Source organism: Pseudomonas sp. FSO-7, assembly GCF_059579345.1.
The window spans coordinates 1,297,568-1,314,674 of the sequence record NZ_CM184193.1; the positions used below are offsets into that span (position 1 = coordinate 1,297,568).

At 61.5% G+C, this 17,107-nt stretch carries 14 protein-coding genes; 13 read left to right on the forward strand and 1 reads right to left on the reverse strand.

The features are described from left to right. The first annotated feature begins 211 nt into the window (after nt 1–211). The 8 genes from dnaE (at nt 212) to ispD (ending at nt 11,659) form a co-directional block, all read left to right on the forward strand. On the forward strand, nt 212–3,733 hold the full coding sequence (gene dnaE / locus AC515T_RS05540; RefSeq protein ID WP_496531722.1) for a DNA polymerase III subunit alpha: 3,522 nt from the start codon (nt 212–214) through the stop codon (nt 3,731–3,733). A gap of 149 nt (nt 3,734–3,882) precedes the next feature. Beyond that, nucleotides 3,883–4,830, forward strand: a complete 948-nt coding sequence (locus AC515T_RS05545) for an acetyl-CoA carboxylase carboxyltransferase subunit alpha (protein WP_496531723.1) — start codon at nt 3,883–3,885, stop codon at nt 4,828–4,830. A gap of 149 nt (nt 4,831–4,979) precedes the next feature. Continuing rightward, on the forward strand, nt 4,980–6,305 hold the full coding sequence (gene tilS / locus AC515T_RS05550) for a tRNA lysidine(34) synthetase TilS (RefSeq protein ID WP_496531724.1): 1,326 nt from the start codon (nt 4,980–4,982) through the stop codon (nt 6,303–6,305). 274 nt (nt 6,306–6,579) lie between these two features. Beyond that, entirely contained in the window at nt 6,580–8,211 is a 1,632-nt protein-coding gene (gene pyrG / locus AC515T_RS05555; protein WP_003184880.1) for a CTP synthase, read from the forward strand. 4 nt (nt 8,212–8,215) lie between these two features. Then, nucleotides 8,216–9,061: a 3-deoxy-8-phosphooctulonate synthase gene (gene kdsA / locus AC515T_RS05560; RefSeq protein WP_053152762.1), complete on the forward strand. Its 846-nt coding sequence runs from the start codon at nt 8,216–8,218 to the stop codon at nt 9,059–9,061. Nucleotides 9,062–9,215: 154 nt separating this feature from the next. Then, nucleotides 9,216–10,505, forward strand: a complete 1,290-nt coding sequence (gene eno, locus AC515T_RS05565; RefSeq protein ID WP_072408299.1) for a phosphopyruvate hydratase — start codon at nt 9,216–9,218, stop codon at nt 10,503–10,505. A 171-nt stretch (nt 10,506–10,676) separates the two neighbouring features. Further along, complete coding sequence (gene ftsB, locus AC515T_RS05570) at nt 10,677–10,955, forward strand: cell division protein FtsB (RefSeq protein WP_003184873.1); 279 nt, start codon at nt 10,677–10,679, stop codon at nt 10,953–10,955. Further along, nucleotides 10,952–11,659, forward strand: coding sequence for a 2-C-methyl-D-erythritol 4-phosphate cytidylyltransferase (ispD, locus tag AC515T_RS05575; protein WP_496531725.1), 708 nt, complete (start codon nt 10,952–10,954; stop codon nt 11,657–11,659). Before ftsB ends, ispD begins: the two co-directional genes overlap by 4 nt. Nucleotides 11,660–11,824: 165 nt before the next feature. On the opposite strand, the gene AC515T_RS05580 is transcribed toward ispD, so the two are convergent. Next, nucleotides 11,825–12,721 carry a LysR substrate-binding domain-containing protein gene (locus AC515T_RS05580; protein ID WP_092330626.1) on the reverse strand — a complete coding sequence of 299 codons (897 nt, stop codon included), beginning with the start codon at nt 12,719–12,721 and terminating at the stop codon, nt 11,825–11,827. Between the two features lie 108 nt (nt 12,722–12,829). Here AC515T_RS05580 and AC515T_RS05585 point away from each other — a divergent pair, with 108 nt between their 5' ends. From AC515T_RS05585 to surE, 5 genes are read left to right on the forward strand one after another with little or no spacing between them, the layout of a single operon-like run. Continuing rightward, nucleotides 12,830–13,942, forward strand: a complete 1,113-nt coding sequence (locus AC515T_RS05585; RefSeq protein WP_496531726.1) for an S-(hydroxymethyl)glutathione dehydrogenase/class III alcohol dehydrogenase — start codon at nt 12,830–12,832, stop codon at nt 13,940–13,942. An 8-nt stretch (nt 13,943–13,950) separates the two neighbouring features. Beyond that, the gene (gene fghA / locus AC515T_RS05590; RefSeq protein ID WP_496531727.1) at nt 13,951–14,796 is read left to right on the forward strand and encodes an S-formylglutathione hydrolase; all 846 of its coding nucleotides are present in this window, start codon (nt 13,951–13,953) and stop codon (nt 14,794–14,796) included. A 43-nt stretch (nt 14,797–14,839) separates the two neighbouring features. Then, the gene (gene ispF, locus AC515T_RS05595) at nt 14,840–15,313 is read left to right on the forward strand and encodes a 2-C-methyl-D-erythritol 2,4-cyclodiphosphate synthase (protein WP_496531728.1); all 474 of its coding nucleotides are present in this window, start codon (nt 14,840–14,842) and stop codon (nt 15,311–15,313) included. Continuing rightward, a complete protein-coding gene (gene truD, locus AC515T_RS05600) occupies nt 15,310–16,368 on the forward strand; it encodes a tRNA pseudouridine(13) synthase TruD (protein WP_496531729.1) in 1,059 nt (352 codons plus the stop codon). The genes ispF and truD overlap by 4 nt, the downstream gene beginning before the upstream one ends. Continuing rightward, a complete protein-coding gene (surE, locus tag AC515T_RS05605; protein ID WP_496531730.1) occupies nt 16,356–17,105 on the forward strand; it encodes a 5'/3'-nucleotidase SurE in 750 nt (249 codons plus the stop codon). The genes truD and surE overlap by 13 nt, the downstream gene beginning before the upstream one ends. The last annotated feature ends 2 nt before the right edge of the window (nt 17,106–17,107 follow it).

Sequence of the window (17,107 nt, forward strand, 5' to 3'; positions counted from 1 at the left end):
GGCGAGGGAGCTTGCTCCCGCTGGGCTGCGCAGCAGCCCCCTGGGTGAAATTGCAATTGCAGGTGTGGGTGCTACGCACCCAAACGGGAGCAAGCTCCCTCGCCACGGATTCAATCACTCAAGTGAACAACATAGGTTGCAGGCTGATGTTTTACCCAAGGCCCGGTACAATCCGGGCCTTGTTGTTTTCATGACTTAACGCAGGATCACTATGCCGGCTTCATTCGTTCATCTACGCCTGCACACTGAATACTCCCTGGTTGACGGTCTGGTGCGGATCAAGCCCCTGGTCAAGACCCTGGTGGGCATGAACATGCCTGCCGTGGCGGTCACCGACCAGAACAACATGTGCTCGCTGGTCAAGTTCTACAAGGCCGCCATGGGGGCCGGGATCAAGCCGATCTGTGGCGCCGACCTGTGGCTGTCGAACAAGGACCCGGACGCACCGCTGAGCCGTATCAGCCTGCTGGTGATGAACGCCGTGGGGTATCGCAACCTCACCGAGCTGATCTCCCGCGGCTTTATCGATGGCCAGCGCAATGGCTCGATCATCATCGAGCGCGAGTGGGTGGCCGAGGCCAGCGAAGGGCTGATCATGCTGTCGGCGGCCAAGGAAGGTGAAATCGGCCTGGCCCTGCTCAGTGGCAACCCCGACGAAGCTGAGGCCCTGGCCCGCGACTGGATGGCGGTGTTCCCGGAGCGCTTCTACATCGAAGTGCAGCGCACCAACCGTCCCAACGACGAAGAGCACTTGCATGCCGCCGTGGCCCTCGCCGATAAGATCGGCGCGCCCCTGGTGGCGACCAACGACGTACGCTTCATCAAGCAGGAGGATTTCGAAGCCCACGAAACCCGCGTCTGCATTGGTGAGGGGCGGGCCCTCGACGATCCACGGCGGTCGAAAAACTACAGCGACCAGCAATACCTCAAGAGCGCCGAGGAAATGGCCGAGTTGTTCAGCGACTTGCCCGAGGCGCTGGAAAACACCGTCGAGATCGCCAAGCGCTGCAACATCGAAGTGAAGCTGGGCAAGCACTTCCTGCCCAACTTCCCGATTCCCGATGGCATGACCATCGACGAGTATTTCCGCAAGGTGTCCTTCGACGGCCTCGACGAACGCCTCCGCGTCCTGTTGCCCAAGGACACCACCGAAGATTACGAAGCCAAGCGCCAGGTCTATGTCGATCGGTTGAATTTCGAGCTGGATATCATCATCCAGATGGGTTTTCCCGGTTACTTCCTGATCGTGATGGACTTCATCCAGTGGGCCAAGAACAACGGCGTGCCGGTGGGCCCTGGCCGTGGATCGGGCGCCGGGTCGCTGGTGGCCTACGTGCAGAAGATCACCGACCTCGACCCGCTGGAATATGACCTGCTGTTCGAACGTTTCCTCAACCCGGAACGTGTATCCATGCCCGACTTCGACGTCGACTTCTGCATGGACGGCCGCGACCGGGTCATCGACTACGTGGCCGAGAAGTACGGTCGCAACGCGGTGAGCCAGATCATCACCTTCGGTTCCATGGCCGCCAAGGCGGTGGTGCGTGACGTGGCGCGGGTGCAGGGCAAGTCCTACGGTTTGGCGGATCGTCTGTCGAAGATGATCCCGTTCGAAGTCGGCATGACCCTGGAAAAGGCCTACGAGCAGGAAGAAATCCTGCGGGACTTCATCAAGGTCGACGAAGAGGCCGCGGAAATCTGGGAGATGGCCCGCAAGCTCGAAGGCGTGGTGCGTAACGTCGGCAAGCACGCCGGGGGCGTGGTGATCGCGCCGACCAAGTTGACGGACTTCTCGCCGATCTATTGCGACGAAGAAGGCGACGGCCTGGTGACCCAGTTCGACAAGGACGACGTCGAGGCGGCGGGCCTGGTGAAGTTCGACTTCCTCGGCCTGCGAACCCTGACGATCATCGACTGGGCGCTGAAAACCATCAACCGCGACCGGGCCAAGGTCGGCGAAGAGCCGCTGGACATTGCCTTCATCCCGCTGGATGACAAGCCGACCTACAGCCTGTTGCAAAAAGCCGAAACCACGGCGGTGTTCCAGCTTGAATCCCGGGGCATGAAGGAGCTGATCAAAAAGCTCAAGCCCGACTGCCTGGAAGACCTGATCGCACTGGTGGCCCTGTTCCGTCCGGGCCCTCTGCAATCGGGCATGGTGGATGACTTCATCAACCGTAAGCACGGTCGCGCCGAGCTGGCGTACCCGCACCCGGATTATCAGTACGACGGCCTCAAGCCGGTGCTGGCCCCGACCTACGGCATCATCCTGTACCAGGAACAGGTGATGCAGATTGCCCAGGTGATGGCCGGCTACACCCTCGGTGGCGCGGACATGCTGCGTCGAGCCATGGGTAAGAAAAAGCCCGAGGAAATGGCCAAGCAGCGCGGTGGTTTCATCGAAGGTTGCGCGAACAACGGCATCGATGCGGACCTGGCGGGCAACATCTTCGACCTGGTGGAAAAGTTCGCCGGTTACGGCTTCAACAAATCCCACTCCGCCGCCTATGGCCTGGTGTCCTACCAGACGGCATGGTTGAAGGCGCATTACCCGGCGCCGTTCATGGCCGCGGTACTGTCGGCGGATATGCACAACACCGACAAGGTCGTGACCTTGATCGAAGAAGTGCGGACCATGAAGCTGCGCCTCGACGCACCGGACGTGAACGCTTCGGAGTTCAAGTTCACGGTGAACGACGAAGGCCGCATCATCTATGGCCTCGGCGCGATCAAGGGCGTGGGCGAGGGACCGGTGGAAGCCATTACCGAAGCGCGCCAGGACGGGCCGTTCAAGGACCTGTTCGATTTCTGCGCCCGGGTCGACCTCAAGCGCATCAACAAGCGCACCCTTGACGGTTTGATCCGCAGTGGCGCCCTGGACCGGCTCGGGCCTTACTTCCAGGATGAGCCCAAGGCCTACCAGGCCAACATCGACCGCAACCGCGCGGTGCTGCTGGCGGCGATGGAGGAGGCGATCAAGGCCGCCGAACAGACCGCCCGTACCCACGACAGCGGCCACGCCGACCTGTTTGGCGGGCTGTTTGTCGAAGAAGACGCCGATGTCTACGGCAACCACCGCAAGGCCAAGGAACTGACCCTCAAGGAACGCCTCAAGGGTGAGAAAGACACCCTGGGCCTGTACCTCACCGGTCACCCGATCGACGAATACGAAGGCGAGATCCGCCGCTTCGCCCGCCAGCGCATCATTGACCTCAAGCCGGTGCGCGACACCCAGACCGTCGCCGGCATGATCATCGCCCTGCGGGTGATGAAGAACAAAAAGGGCGACAAAATGGGCTTCATCACCCTCGACGACCGCTCCGGGCGTATCGAAGCCTCATTGTTCGCCGATGCATTCCACTCGGCGCAGTCGCTGCTGCAGACCGACGCGATGGTGGTGGTGGAAGGCGAGGTCAGCAACGATGACTTCTCCGGTGGCCTGCGGCTGCGGGTCAAGCGGGTGATGAGCATGGAAGATGCCCGTACCAACCTGGCTGAGAGCCTGCGTCTGAAGTTGCAGACCCAGGACCTCAAGGGCGACCAGCTACGCTGGTTGGGCGAATTGTTCAAGCGCCATCGCGGTGCCTGTCCGATCACCATGGAGTACGTACGTCCCGATGCCAAGGCCGTGCTGCAGTTCGGCGAAGGCTGGCGGATCGATCCGGCGGATGCGTTGATTCAAGCCTTGCGTGACCAGTTCGGCAAAGACAACGTCTTCCTCCAATACCGTTGACGGCCAGGGGCCACTGTTGAAACCGGAATGCCCCTGATCTCGACCCGAATTTTTAATCTCGACCTGAACGCGCCTCTCCCTTAAGGTAGGCGCGAATAGACAACCGGCCGGCCCAAGCTCTCTTGGACGTCGACCCAAGACGGACGCCTATGAACCCGAATTTTCTAGATTTCGAACAGCCGATCGCCGACCTGCAAGCCAAGATCGAAGAGTTGCGCTTGGTCGGTAATGACAATTCGCTGAATATCGGCGATGAAATCTCTCGTCTGCAGGATAAAAGCCGCACGCTGACCGAAGACATCTTCGGCAAGCTGACCAGTTGGCAGATCGCTCGCCTGGCGCGTCACCCGCGTCGTCCCTACACCTTGGACTACATCGAACACATCTTTACCGAGTTCGATGAGCTGCACGGCGACCGCCACTTCTCCGACGACGCCGCGATCGTCGGCGGTGTTGCCCGCCTGGAAGACCAGCCGGTGATGGTCATCGGCCATCAGAAAGGCCGCGAAGTCCGCGAGAAGGTGCGCCGCAACTTCGGCATGCCACGTCCGGAAGGCTATCGCAAGGCGTGCCGCCTGATGGAAATGGCCGAGCGCTTCAATATGCCGATCCTGACCTTCATCGACACCCCGGGCGCTTACCCGGGCATCGACGCCGAAGAGCGCAACCAGAGCGAAGCGATCGCCTGGAACCTGCGCGTCATGGCACGCCTGAAAACCCCGATCATCGCCACCGTGATTGGCGAAGGCGGTTCCGGCGGTGCGTTGGCCATCGGTGTCTGCGACCAGTTGAACATGCTGCAATATTCCACTTATGCGGTGATCTCGCCGGAAGGCTGCGCCTCGATTCTGTGGAAAACCGCCGAGAAAGCGCCGGATGCCGCCGAGGCCATGGGCATTACCGCCGAGCGCCTCAAAGGCCTGGGTATCGTCGATAAAGTGATCAGCGAGCCCGTTGGCGGCGCCCATCGCGACCCGGCTGCGGCGGCGGCACTGATCCGCGCCGAGCTGAGCTCCCAGCTGTCGATGCTCAAGAAGTTCGACAACGACGCGCTGCTGGCCCGTCGCTATGAGCGGTTGATGAGCTACGGTCTCTGATCTGACCAAGCTTCCAGCAGTTGTGGGGGCCAGTGTGGGAGCGGGCTTGCTCGCGAAAGCGGTTTAACATTCAACCCATGTGTTGACTGATTCACCGCCTTCGCGAGCAAGCCCGCTCCCACATTTGATTTGTGCCAAGGCTGATACCCATGAACACAAGCATCGACCTGCCAACCCGACTCCTCACACAGCTATTCCCCTGGCGCAACGCCGCCACCTGGCGCATCGCCTTCTCCGGTGGCCTCGACTCCACCGTCCTGTTGCACCTGCTCGCGTTTCTCTCCAAAACCCAAACCCTGCCACCGTTGAGCGCTATCCACGTCCATCATGGCCTCCAGGCTGTGGCCGATGCATGGCCGGACCATTGCCGCTCGGTCTGCAAGGCCCTTGGGGTGCCGCTTGAAGTGGTGAGCGTGCAAGTCCAGCCCGGCGCCAGCGTCGAGCGTGCCGCCCGGGAGGCGCGTTATGGCGCCTTCGTGGCGGCTATCCATGACAATGAAGTGCTGCTCACCGCCCAACATCGTGATGACCAGGCCGAAACCCTGCTGTTTCGCCTGCTGCGGGGGGCGGGGGTAAGGGGTTTGGCGGCGATGCCACGGCAGCGCCCTTTGGGCCAGGGACACCTGCTGCGGCCCTTGCTCGAGGTGTCCCGTGCCGAGCTGGAGATCTATGCGACGCAGCAGGGCTTGAGCTGGATCGACGACCCGTCCAACGACGATCACCGATACGCACGCAACTACCTGCGCCAGCGGATTTTTCCGGCGCTGACCGAGCACTGGCCGCAAGCCTCGTCGACACTGGCTCGCAGCGCTGGACACATGGCCCAAGCCCAAGGTTTGCTGGACGATTTGGCGCGGATCGACTTGGCCCGGGCCGCGTCTCCAGGTGCGTTCGACTGGCTTGGGCTGCAATCCCTGGCGCTGGCGCCGTTGCGGGCGTTGTCGCCGGCCCGGCAGCGCAACGCCATGAGTCACTGGCTGGCGCCGCTGACCCTGCTGCCCGACAGCGAGCACTGGGCGGGCTGGGACTCATTGCGCGATGCCGCCGACGATGCCCGGCCAATCTGGCGCCTGGCCGGCGGCGAGCTGCACCGGGCCGCCGGACGGGTCTGGTGGTTATCCGACCACTGGCTATGTTCGCTGCCAGGCGCCGTCGACTGGGCGGATCCGGCGCTGGCACTGTGCTTGCCAGGCAATGGTCGGGTGGCGCTGATCGGCAAGCCGCCTGCGGGGCCGCTCAGGGTGCGCTATCGTCAAGGCGGCGAGGTGCTGGCGTTAGCGGGTCGTGGTCATCGTGACCTCAAGCGTTTGCTCAATGAACAGGGTGTGCCGGCGTTCGTTCGCGGCCGATTGCCGCTGCTCTATCAAGGCGAGCGATTGCTGGCGGTGGCCAACCTGGCTGGGCTCGATGCACAAGCTGATGGCAGTTGGCAATTGATCTGGACGCCAGGAAACCAAGATCTGGGTTTGAGCTGAAAGGGGCTTTCCGGTAGACTACGCTCCCTTCTTGATACAACTTCTGTGGATTCGCCTGAATTGCAGGAGTTGCCGATTACCAAGCAGTCTTTGCTGGGCGATTCCAAAAAATGTGTAGCGAGCAACGTACCGGTGATTTCACTTCCGGTCTGTCCCAACGCGGCGGTTTTTTTGAAAGGTGCACTGTGATTAATGCAGGTGATCGGGGGCTTCGGCCTTCCTTCGCTTTCCCCGGCGGCTCGGACCGCTTTAACGCAGACTTCTAGGGTTTTTCATGACGCGCTACATATTCGTCACGGGCGGTGTTGTTTCTTCATTGGGGAAAGGCATTGCCTCGGCTTCATTGGCGGCCATCCTGGAGGCGCGGGGACTTAAGGTCACCATGCTCAAGCTGGACCCGTACATCAACGTCGACCCGGGCACCATGAGCCCATTCCAGCACGGTGAAGTGTTCGTCACCCACGACGGCGCCGAGACCGACCTGGACCTGGGTCACTACGAGCGGTTCATCCGCACGACCATGACCCAGAACAACAACTTCACCACTGGCCGTGTCTACGAACACGTGCTGCGCAAAGAGCGCCGTGGTGACTACCTGGGCGCGACCATCCAGGTCATCCCGCACATCACCGACGAAATCAAGCGCCGTATCATCAAGGGTGCCGGCGATGCCGACGTGGCGATGGTGGAAATCGGCGGTACCGTGGGCGATATCGAGTCCCAGCCGTTCCTCGAAGCCATCCGCCAATTGCGTTTCGAAATCGGCGCCAAGCGCGCGATGCTGATGCACCTGACCCTGGTGCCGTACATCGCCACCGCCGGCGAAACCAAGACCAAGCCAACCCAGCACTCGGTCAAGGAACTGCGTTCCATCGGCCTGCAGCCGGACGTGCTGATCTGCCGCTCCGATCATCCGATCGACATCTCGTCGCGTCGCAAGATCGCCCAGTTCACCAACGTTGAAGAGCGCGCGGTCATCGGCCTGGAAGACGCCGACACCATCTACAAGATCCCGGGCATCCTGCACTCCCAGGGCCTGGACGACTTCGTCGTCGAGCGCTTCGGCCTGCAGTGCGCCGGCGCCGACCTGTCCGAATGGGACGCCGTGGTCGATGCCAAGCTCAATCCGGAACACGAAGTCACCATCGCCATGGTCGGCAAGTACATGGAACTGCTGGATGCCTACAAGTCGCTGATCGAGGCGATGAGTCACGCCGGTATCAGCAACCGCACCAAGGTCAACCTGCGCTACATCGATTCCGAAGACATCGAGAACCAGGGCACCGGCCTGCTCGAAGGCGCCGATGCGATCCTCGTGCCGGGCGGCTTCGGCCTGCGGGGCGTGGAAGGCAAGATCACCGCCGTGCAGTACGCTCGCGAAAACAAGGTGCCTTACCTGGGGATCTGCCTGGGCATGCAAGTGGCGGTCATCGAGTTCGCCCGTAACGTGCTGGGCTGGAAAGACGCCAACTCCACCGAATTCGATCGCGCCAGCGGCCACCCGGTCGTGGGCCTGATCACCGAGTGGGAAGATGCCACCGGCGCCGTGGAAGTGCGCACCGAAAGCTCGGACCTGGGCGGCACCATGCGTCTCGGCGCTCAGGAATGCCTGCTCGAAGCCGGTTCCAAGGTGCACGATTGCTACGCCAAGGATGTGATCGTCGAGCGTCACCGTCATCGCTACGAAGTGAACAACAACCTGCTGCCGCAACTGATCGAGGCCGGCCTGAAAATCTCCGGTCGTTCCGGTGACGGCGCGCTGGTGGAAGTGGTCGAGTCCCCGGACCATCCATGGTTCGTCGCCTGCCAGTTCCACCCCGAGTTCACCTCGACGCCACGGGACGGTCATCCGTTGTTCAGCGGTTTCGTGAAGGCCGCGTTGGCTCAACACCAGAAAAAGGCATAAGACGATGGCCCAGAAGATCATCCGCGTCGGCGACATCGAGATTGCCAACGACAAGCCCATGGTGCTGTTCGGCGGCATGAACGTGCTGGAAAGCCGCGACATGGCGATGCAGGTCTGCGAAGAGTACGTGAAGGTCACCCAGAAACTGGGTATCCCTTATGTCTTCAAGGCCAGCTTCGACAAGGCCAACCGTTCGTCCGTGACGTCCTACCGTGGCCCGGGCCTGGAAGAAGGCATGCGGATCTTCCAGGACATCAAGCAAGCCTTTGGCGTGCCGATCATCACCGACGTCCACGAGCCGGCCCAGGCCGCGGTCGTCGCCGAGGTCTGCGACATCATCCAGTTGCCGGCTTTCCTGTCGCGCCAGACCGACCTGGTGGTCGCGATGGCCAAGACCGGCGCGGTGATCAATATCAAGAAGGCACAGTTCCTCGCCCCCCAGGAAATGAAACACATCCTGAGCAAGTGCGAAGAGGCCGGCAATGACCAGTTGATCCTCTGCGAGCGCGGTTCGAGCTTCGGCTACAACAACCTGGTGGTGGACATGCTCGGCTTCGGCATCATGAAGCAGTTCGAATACCCGGTGTTCTTCGACGTGACGCATGCCCTGCAGATGCCCGGTGGTCGTTCCGACTCCGCCGGCGGTCGTCGTGCCCAAGTCACAGATCTGGCCAAGGCAGGCATGAGCCAGTCCCTGGCAGGCCTGTTCCTCGAGGCCCACCCGGATCCGGACAACGCCAAGTGCGACGGCCCTTGTGCCTTGCGCTTGAACAAGCTGGAACCTTTCCTGTCTCAGCTCAAGGCATTGGATGAGCTGGTCAAGGGTTTTCCGACGATAGAAACCGCGTAACGCGGTTTTCTCCGGTAAAGTACCGCTCGATAAACGCTCTGGCCTGCGGGCCGGGCGTGATCGTCGGCTAGCCTGCCCGCTGCTCTCTACCCGCCGACGGTAAAAGATTTCCTCTCGCTGCGTCGTTTTCGTCAACTTTGGAGTGTTTACAACAATGGCAAAAATCGTCGACATCAAAGGTCGTGAAGTTCTCGACTCCCGTGGCAACCCCACTGTTGAAGCGGACGTGCTTCTCGACAACGGCATCATCGGCAGCGCCTGCGCGCCGTCCGGTGCTTCCACTGGCTCGCGCGAAGCGCTGGAGCTGCGTGATGGCGACAAGAGCCGTTACCTGGGCAAGGGCGTGCTCAAAGCCGTCGCCAACATCAACGGTCCGATCCGCGAACTGTTGCTGGGCAAGGACCCTGCCGACCAGAAAGCCCTCGATCACGCGATGATCAAGCTCGACGGTACCGAAAACAAAGCCACCCTGGGCGCCAACGCGATCCTCGCCGTGTCCCTGGCCGCTGCCAAGGCCGCTGCCCAGGACCAGGACCTGCCGCTGTACGCGCACATCGCCAACCTCAACGGTACCCCTGGCGTTTACTCGATGCCGGTGCCGATGATGAACATCATCAACGGCGGCGAGCATGCCGATAACAACGTCGACATCCAGGAGTTCATGGTGCAGCCGGTTGGCGCCAAGACCTTCTCCGAAGGCCTGCGCATGGGCACCGAGATTTTCCATCACCTCAAGGCTGTGCTCAAAGCCCGTGGCCTGAGCACCGCGGTTGGCGACGAAGGCGGTTTCGCGCCGAACCTGGCCTCCAACGAAGACGCGCTGAAAGTGATCTCCGAAGCCGTAGCCAACGCTGGCTACAAGTTGGGCACCGACGTGACCCTGGCCCTGGATTGCGCCGCCAGTGAGTTCTTCGAAGACGGCAAGTACAACCTGTCCGGCGAAGGCCAGGTGTTCACCGCCGAAGGTTTCGCCGACTACCTCAAGGGCCTGACCGAACGCTACCCGATCATCTCCATCGAAGACGGTCTGGACGAGTCCGACTGGGCCGGCTGGAAAATCCTCACCGACAAGATTGGAGAGAAAACCCAGCTGGTGGGTGACGACCTGTTCGTGACCAACACCAAGATCCTGAAAGAAGGCATCGACAAGAAGATCGCCAACTCGATCCTGATCAAGTTCAACCAGATCGGCACCCTGACCGAAACCCTGGAAGCCATCCAGATGGCCAAGGCCGCCGGCTACACTGCCGTGATCTCCCACCGCTCCGGTGAAACCGAAGACTCGACCATTGCCGACCTGGCCGTGGGCACTGCGGCAGGCCAGATCAAGACCGGTTCGCTGTGCCGTTCCGACCGCGTTTCCAAGTACAACCAACTGCTGCGTATCGAAGAGCAGTTGAATGGCAAGGCCAAGTACAACGGTCGCGCCGAGTTTCGCGGTTAAGCGGTAAATGGTAAAAAGACAGCGGGTTGGGTCGCAAAAGTCGCCATGGTGGCGGTTTTGCCTCTAATCTGATGCCTTATCAAGCACAAGCCTGGGTTCTCCAGGCTTCGTGCTATCAGACGCTTCAAAGTTTGGCATGGCGGTCTTTTTTCACTGGATACCTGATATTCGATGCGCAGTCCCAATTGGTTGTTTCTTGTCTTGCTCCTGTTGCTGGCCGGCCTGCAGTACCGCCTGTGGGTGGGTAATGGCAGCCTGGCACAAGTGGCCGACCTGACTCAGCAAATTGCCGACCAACACGCCGAAAACGAGGCGCTGCTGGAGCGTAATCGGGTGATGGACGCCGAAGTGACCGAGTTGAAAAAAGGCATGGAGACCGTTGAAGAGCGGGCTCGACATGAACTGGGCATGGTCAAGGAGGGCGAAACCCTCTACCAGTTGGCCCAATGAGTATGCGTTTGCCGGCCTTCTGGGCCGTGATTCCTGCCGCGGGCGTTGGCGCCCGGATGGCCGCCGACCGTCCCAAGCAATACCTGCAACTGGGCGGGCGCACAATTCTTGAACACAGCCTCGGCTGTTTCCTCGACCATCCCACCGTCAAGGGTGTGGTGGTCAGCCTTGCACACGATGATCCTTACTGGCCGACCTTGGCCTGCGCCAGCGACACACGCATCCAGCGTGTCGACGGTGGCGAACAACGTTCGGATTCAGTGCTCAATGCCTTGCTGCATCTGCACGGGCAGGGCGCCGACGATCACGATTGGGTGCTGGTACACGATGCGGCCCGGCCCAACCTGACTCGGACCGACCTGGATACACTGCTCAGCGAGTTGGCGAACGACCCGGTCGGCGGCCTGCTGGCCGTCCCGGCGCGCGACACCCTCAAGCGCGTCGACAAGCAGGGCCGTGTGCTGGAAACCGTTGATCGCAGCGTCATCTGGCAAGCCTACACACCACAGATGTTCCGCCTCGGTGCCTTGCATCGAGCCCTGGCCGACAGCCTGGTGGCGGATGCGGTGATTACCGACGAAGCGTCCGCCATGGAATGGGCCGGGCAGGCGCCTCGGTTGATTGAAGGGCGGGCGGATAACATCAAGGTCACCCGGCCGGAAGACCTGGAATGGTTGCGCCAGCGTTGGGCGAATCGGCATTAAGCTGGACCTGGTTTCGTTAGATCGTCATCGTCTGGGCCGGCGCTATCGCGAGCAAGCTCGCTCCCCACAGGGTTTTCGTCGAATGATGGACCTGTGTTCACACCGGTCCACTGTGAGAGCGAGCTTGCTCGCGATGACGCCGGCCCAGGCAACAAAGAACCCCAGTCACCCCCGATATTCCGGCCGCTCAGCCAACCCTTCCTTCAAGTAATCCACCAACTTGCGCACTTTCGGCGACAGATGCCGCTGCTGTGGATACAACGCCCACACCGCCGTATTTGGCGGCTGATGGGCTTCCAGCAGCGAGATCAACGCCCCACTGTGCAAATGCTCCAGCACGTAATAATCCGGCAACTGACACAACCCCACCCCTTGCAACGCCGCATCGAGCACCGCTTGCCCACTGTTGCAACGCCAGTTTCCCTGTACTCGCTGGGAAAATTCCCGCCCGTTCTGCTCCAGTTGCCAGATGTCGGAGCTGCCGATCAGGCAATTGTGGCGGCTCAGTTCCGACACGCTGTGGGGCCGGCCGTAGCGTTCCAGGTAAGAGGGCGAGGCGCACAAGTACATGCGCCGCGGTGCCAGGCGCGTGGCGACCAGGCGCGAGTCCTGCAAGCGACCCAGGCGAATCGCCAGGTCCAGACTCTCATGCACCAGGTCCAGCGGGCGATTGCTCAGTTCGATGTCCACCCGTAACTGTGGATAAAGCCCCATGAACCGCGTCACCAGCGGCACGATGAAGCGCTCCCCATAGGCCACGGCACAGGTCATGCGCAACATGCCCTTGGGTTCGCTGGTGAGATCGCCTACCGCCCGCAGCGCTTCCTCGCGTCCATCCTGTAGTCGCTGGCAATGTTGCAAAAAGGTTTGGCCGGCTTCGGTCAGGGTGACTCGGCGGGTGCTGCGATAGAGCAGTCGCGTCTGTAGACGCTCTTCGAGCCGTACGATTTGTCGACTGATATGGGAGGACGAAACCCCGAGCCGCTCGGCGGCGGCGGTGAATTGGCTGCATTCGGCCACCGCCACAAACTCGTCGATGCCTTCCCAGCGGTTATCAGACATAAAGGATTATCCCTATACAGCAATAATGTTTTGCTTTTGGCTGGATTATTCATTGTCTGGCGGAGGATTACACTCCCGGTCTTGTCTTTATTTGCTGGAGAACCTGGAATGATCAAGTCGCGCGCTGCCGTTGCCTTCGAGGCCAAGAAACCCCTGGAAATCGTTGAAGTCGACGTCGCCATGCCCAAGGCGGGCGAAGTGCTGTTGCGCGTGGTGGCTTCCGGTGTCTGTCACACCGACGCTTACACCCTGTCGGGCGCCGACCCGGAAGGGATCTTCCCGTCGATCCTGGGCCATGAAGGCGGCGCCATTGTCGAAGCCATCGGCGAAGGCGTGACTTCGGTGGCGGTGGGTGACCATGTGATCCCGCTGTACACGCCGGAGTGCGGCCAGTGCAAATTCTGTAAGTCGGGCAAGACCAACCTCTGTCAGGCGATTCGCGCCACCCAGGGCAAAGGCCTGATGCCGGACGGCACTTCGCGCTTTTCCTACAAGGGCGAGACGATTTTCCACTATATGGGTACGTCGACGTTCTCTGAGTACACCGTGCTGCCGGAAATCTCAGTCGCCAAGATCTCCAAAGAAGCGCCGCTGGAAAAAGTCTGCCTGCTGGGTTGTGGCGTCACCACCGGCATCGGCGCGGTGATCAACACTGCCAAGGTCAAGCCGGGTGACACCGTGGCGATCTTCGGCCTGGGCGGTATCGGCCTGTCGGCTGTGATCGGCGCCGTGAAGGCCAAGGCCGCGCGGATCATCGCCATCGACATCAACCCGGCCAAGTTCGAAATCGCCAAGCATCTGGGCGCCACCGATTGCGTCAACCCGAAAGACTTCGACCGTCCGATCCAGGAAGTCATCGTCGACATGACTGACGGCGGCGTGGACTTTTCCTTCGAGTGCATCGGCAATGTCCAACTGATGCGCGCCGCGCTGGAATGCTGTCACAAGGGCTGGGGCGAGTCGGTGATCATCGGCGTGGCCGGGGCTGGCCAGGAAATCGCCACCCGTCCATTCCAGTTGGTGACTGGGCGCGTCTGGCGCGGTTCGGCCTTTGGTGGCGTGCGCGGCCGCAGCGAATTGCCAAGCTACGTGGAAATGGCCGAGAAGGGCGAAATCCCGCTGGATACCTTCATCACCCACACCATGGGCCTGGAAGATATCAACAAGGCGTTCGACCTGATGCATGAAGGCAAGAGCATCCGCACCGTTATCCATTTCTGAGGTCGGTCATGAGTCTGGAAAACATTTCTTGCCAGAAGAGCTTTGGCGGCTGGCACAAGCGTTACCGGCACCGTTCCGATGTGCTCGGTTGTGACATGGTGTTTGCCGTGTACCTGCCACCGCAAGCCGAGCAGGGTGGCAAGTTGCCGGTGCTGTATTGGCTGTCCGGGCTGACCTGCACCGACGAGAACTTCATGCAAAAGGCCGGTGCCCAGCGCATGGCCGCCGAGCTGGGGCTGATCATCGTCGCGCCGGACACCAGCCCCCGTGGTGCCGACGTGCCGGGCGATCCGGACAATGCCTGGGACTTCGGCCTGGGGGCCGGCTTTTATCTGAACGCCACGCAGGATCCATGGGCGCGGCACTATCGGATGCATGACTACGTGGTGCAGGAATTACCGGCGCTGGTCGAAGCGCATTTCCCGGCTTCGGACAAACGCGGCATCAGTGGTCACTCCATGGGCGGCCACGGGGCGCTGGTCTGCGCGTTGCGCAACCCGGGGCGTTACCGTTCGGTGTCGGCCTTTTCGCCGATCAACAATCCAATGGATTGCCCATGGGGCCAGAAGGCTTTCTCCCGTTACCTGGGGGAAGACCGCTCGAAATGGCGGGAATGGGATGCCTGTGCATTGATTGCCGAGGCACAGGAGAAGCTGCCATTGCTGGTGGACCAGGGCGATCGCGATGATTTCCTGGCCAACCAACTCAAGCCCGAAGCCTTGCAACAGGCGGCCAAGTCCGCCGGCCATCCGTTGGAGCTGCGCCTGCAACCGGGCTACGACCACAGCTACTTCTTCATCGCCAGCTTCATTGACGACCACTTGCAGCATCATGCACGCGCTCTAAACGTTTAATGCAGGTAGAATCACGCCCTGACAAAAATCGGGGCGTTTTTTTATGCGTATTGGCCACGGCTACGATGTTCACCGTTTCGCTGAAGGCGACTTCATTACTCTGGGCGGCGTGCGGATCGCACACGGCTTCGGGCTGCTCGCGCATTCTGACGGTGATGTCCTGCTGCATGCCTTGAGCGATGCGCTGCTCGGCGCGGCGGCCCTGGGTGACATCGGCAAGCACTTCCCCGACACCGACCCGCAATTCAAGGGCGCCGACAGCCGCGTGCTGCTGCGCCATGTGGTCGCGCTGATCCACGCCAAGGGCTGGAAAGTCGGCAACGTCGACAACACCATCGTTGCCCAGGCCCCCAAAATGGCCCCGCACATCGAAGCGATGCGCCAACGGATCGCCGAGGATCTTCAAGTTGAGTTGGACCAAGTGAACGTGAAGGCCACCACCACCGAGAAGCTGGGTTTCGTCGGTCGCGAAGAAGGCATTGCCGTCCATTCCGTTGCCTTGTTGCTGCGCCCATGACCGAACTGGAACTGTTGGGGCCGCGGGCCTACGGCGAGTCGTTGGGCAGCGCGGTGCTCAAGGCCAGCGCTGAAGATTTCCAGGTCGATGAAGTGCTCGATATTCCGTTGACCGGCGATGGCGAGCACCTGTGGATCTGGGTTGAAAAACGTGGCTTGAACACCGAAGAGGCTGCCCGGCGAATCGCCAAGGCCGCCGGCGTGCCGTTGCGCACCGTCAGCTACGCCGGGCTCAAGGACCGTCAGGCCCTGACCCGCCAATGGTTCAGTGTCCAATTGCCAGGCAAGGCCGATCCGGACTTGTCGGCGGCAGAGAACGACACGCTGAAGATCCTCAAGACCGGTCGACATAAACGCAAACTGCAGCGCGGCGCGCACTCGGCCAATGGCTTCACCTTGCGCCTGACCCAATTCAAGGGCGACACGGCGGCGATCGACGCGCGCTTGCAACAGATTGTCCGCCAGGGCATCCCCAACTATTTTGGCGCCCAGCGCTTCGGCCATGACGGCGGCAATGTCGTCGATGCCCGTGCCTGGGCGGCGCGCAAGGCCTTGCCGGAACAGCGCAATGTGCGCTCGCGGCTGTTGTCCACCGCCCGCAGCTTTCTGTTCAATCGGGTGCTGGCGGCGCGGGTCGCGGACGGGACCTGGCAGCACGCCCAGGTGGGCGACTTGCTCGCCTTCACTGACAGCCGCAGTTTCTTCCCCGCCGGTGAGGCTGAGTGCAGCGATCCGCGCCTGGCCATTCTCGACCTGCACCCGACCGGGCCGCAGTGGGGCGAGGGACCGTCGCCAGCCGCCGGTGCGACGTTCGAATTGGAACAAGCCATCGCCGCGGGCGAGGCCGATTTGCGGGACTGGTTGATAAACGCGGGAATGAGTCACGAACGTCGCATCCTGCGACTGCCCATTGGCGGGCTGTCGTGGCATTATCCCTCGCCTGACATTCTGCAACTGGAATTCGTCCTGCCGGCCGGATGTTTCGCCACTGTCTTGGTGCGCGAACTCGTCGATCTGGTGCCGGTGGGGCAGACGGACAGCCCATGCGTATTCTGATTTCTAACGACGACGGGGTGACTGCACCCGGTCTTGCCGCGCTTTATGCTGCGTTGGCGGATTTTGCCGAGTGCGTGGTGATCGCCCCGGACCAGGACAAAAGCGGCGCCAGCAGCTCGCTGACGCTCGACCGTCCTTTGCACCCCTGCTATCTGGACAACGGTTTCATCAGCCTCAACGGCACCCCGACCGATTGCGTGCACCTGGGCCTCAACGGCTTGCTGGAGCGTGAGCCGGACATGGTGGTGTCGGGCATCAACCTGGGGGCCAACCTGGGAGATGACGTGCTGTATTCCGGCACGGTCGCCGCTGCCCTGGAAGGTCGCTTCCTGGAAAAGCCGTCGTTTGCCTTTTCGTTCGTTTCACGGCAGGTCGATAACTTGCCGACCGCCGCCTATTTCGCCCGTAAACTGGTCGAAGCCCACGGCGAACTGGACCTGCCACCCCGCACGGTGCTGAACGTGAATATTCCCAACTTGCCGCTCGATCACATCCGTGGCATCCAGCTCACGCGCCTGGGCCATCGTGCCCGCGCCGCGAAACCGATGCATGTCGTCGACCCGCGCGGCAAGGCCGGTTACTGGATCGCCGCCGCCGGTGATGCCGAGGATGGCGGGCCGGGCACTGATTTCCATGCGGTGATGCAAGGCTATGTCTCGATCACGCCGTTGCAGCTGGATCGCACCTTCAATGACGCCTTTCGAAGTCTCGATGGCTGGCTGGAGGGGCTGCGCTGATG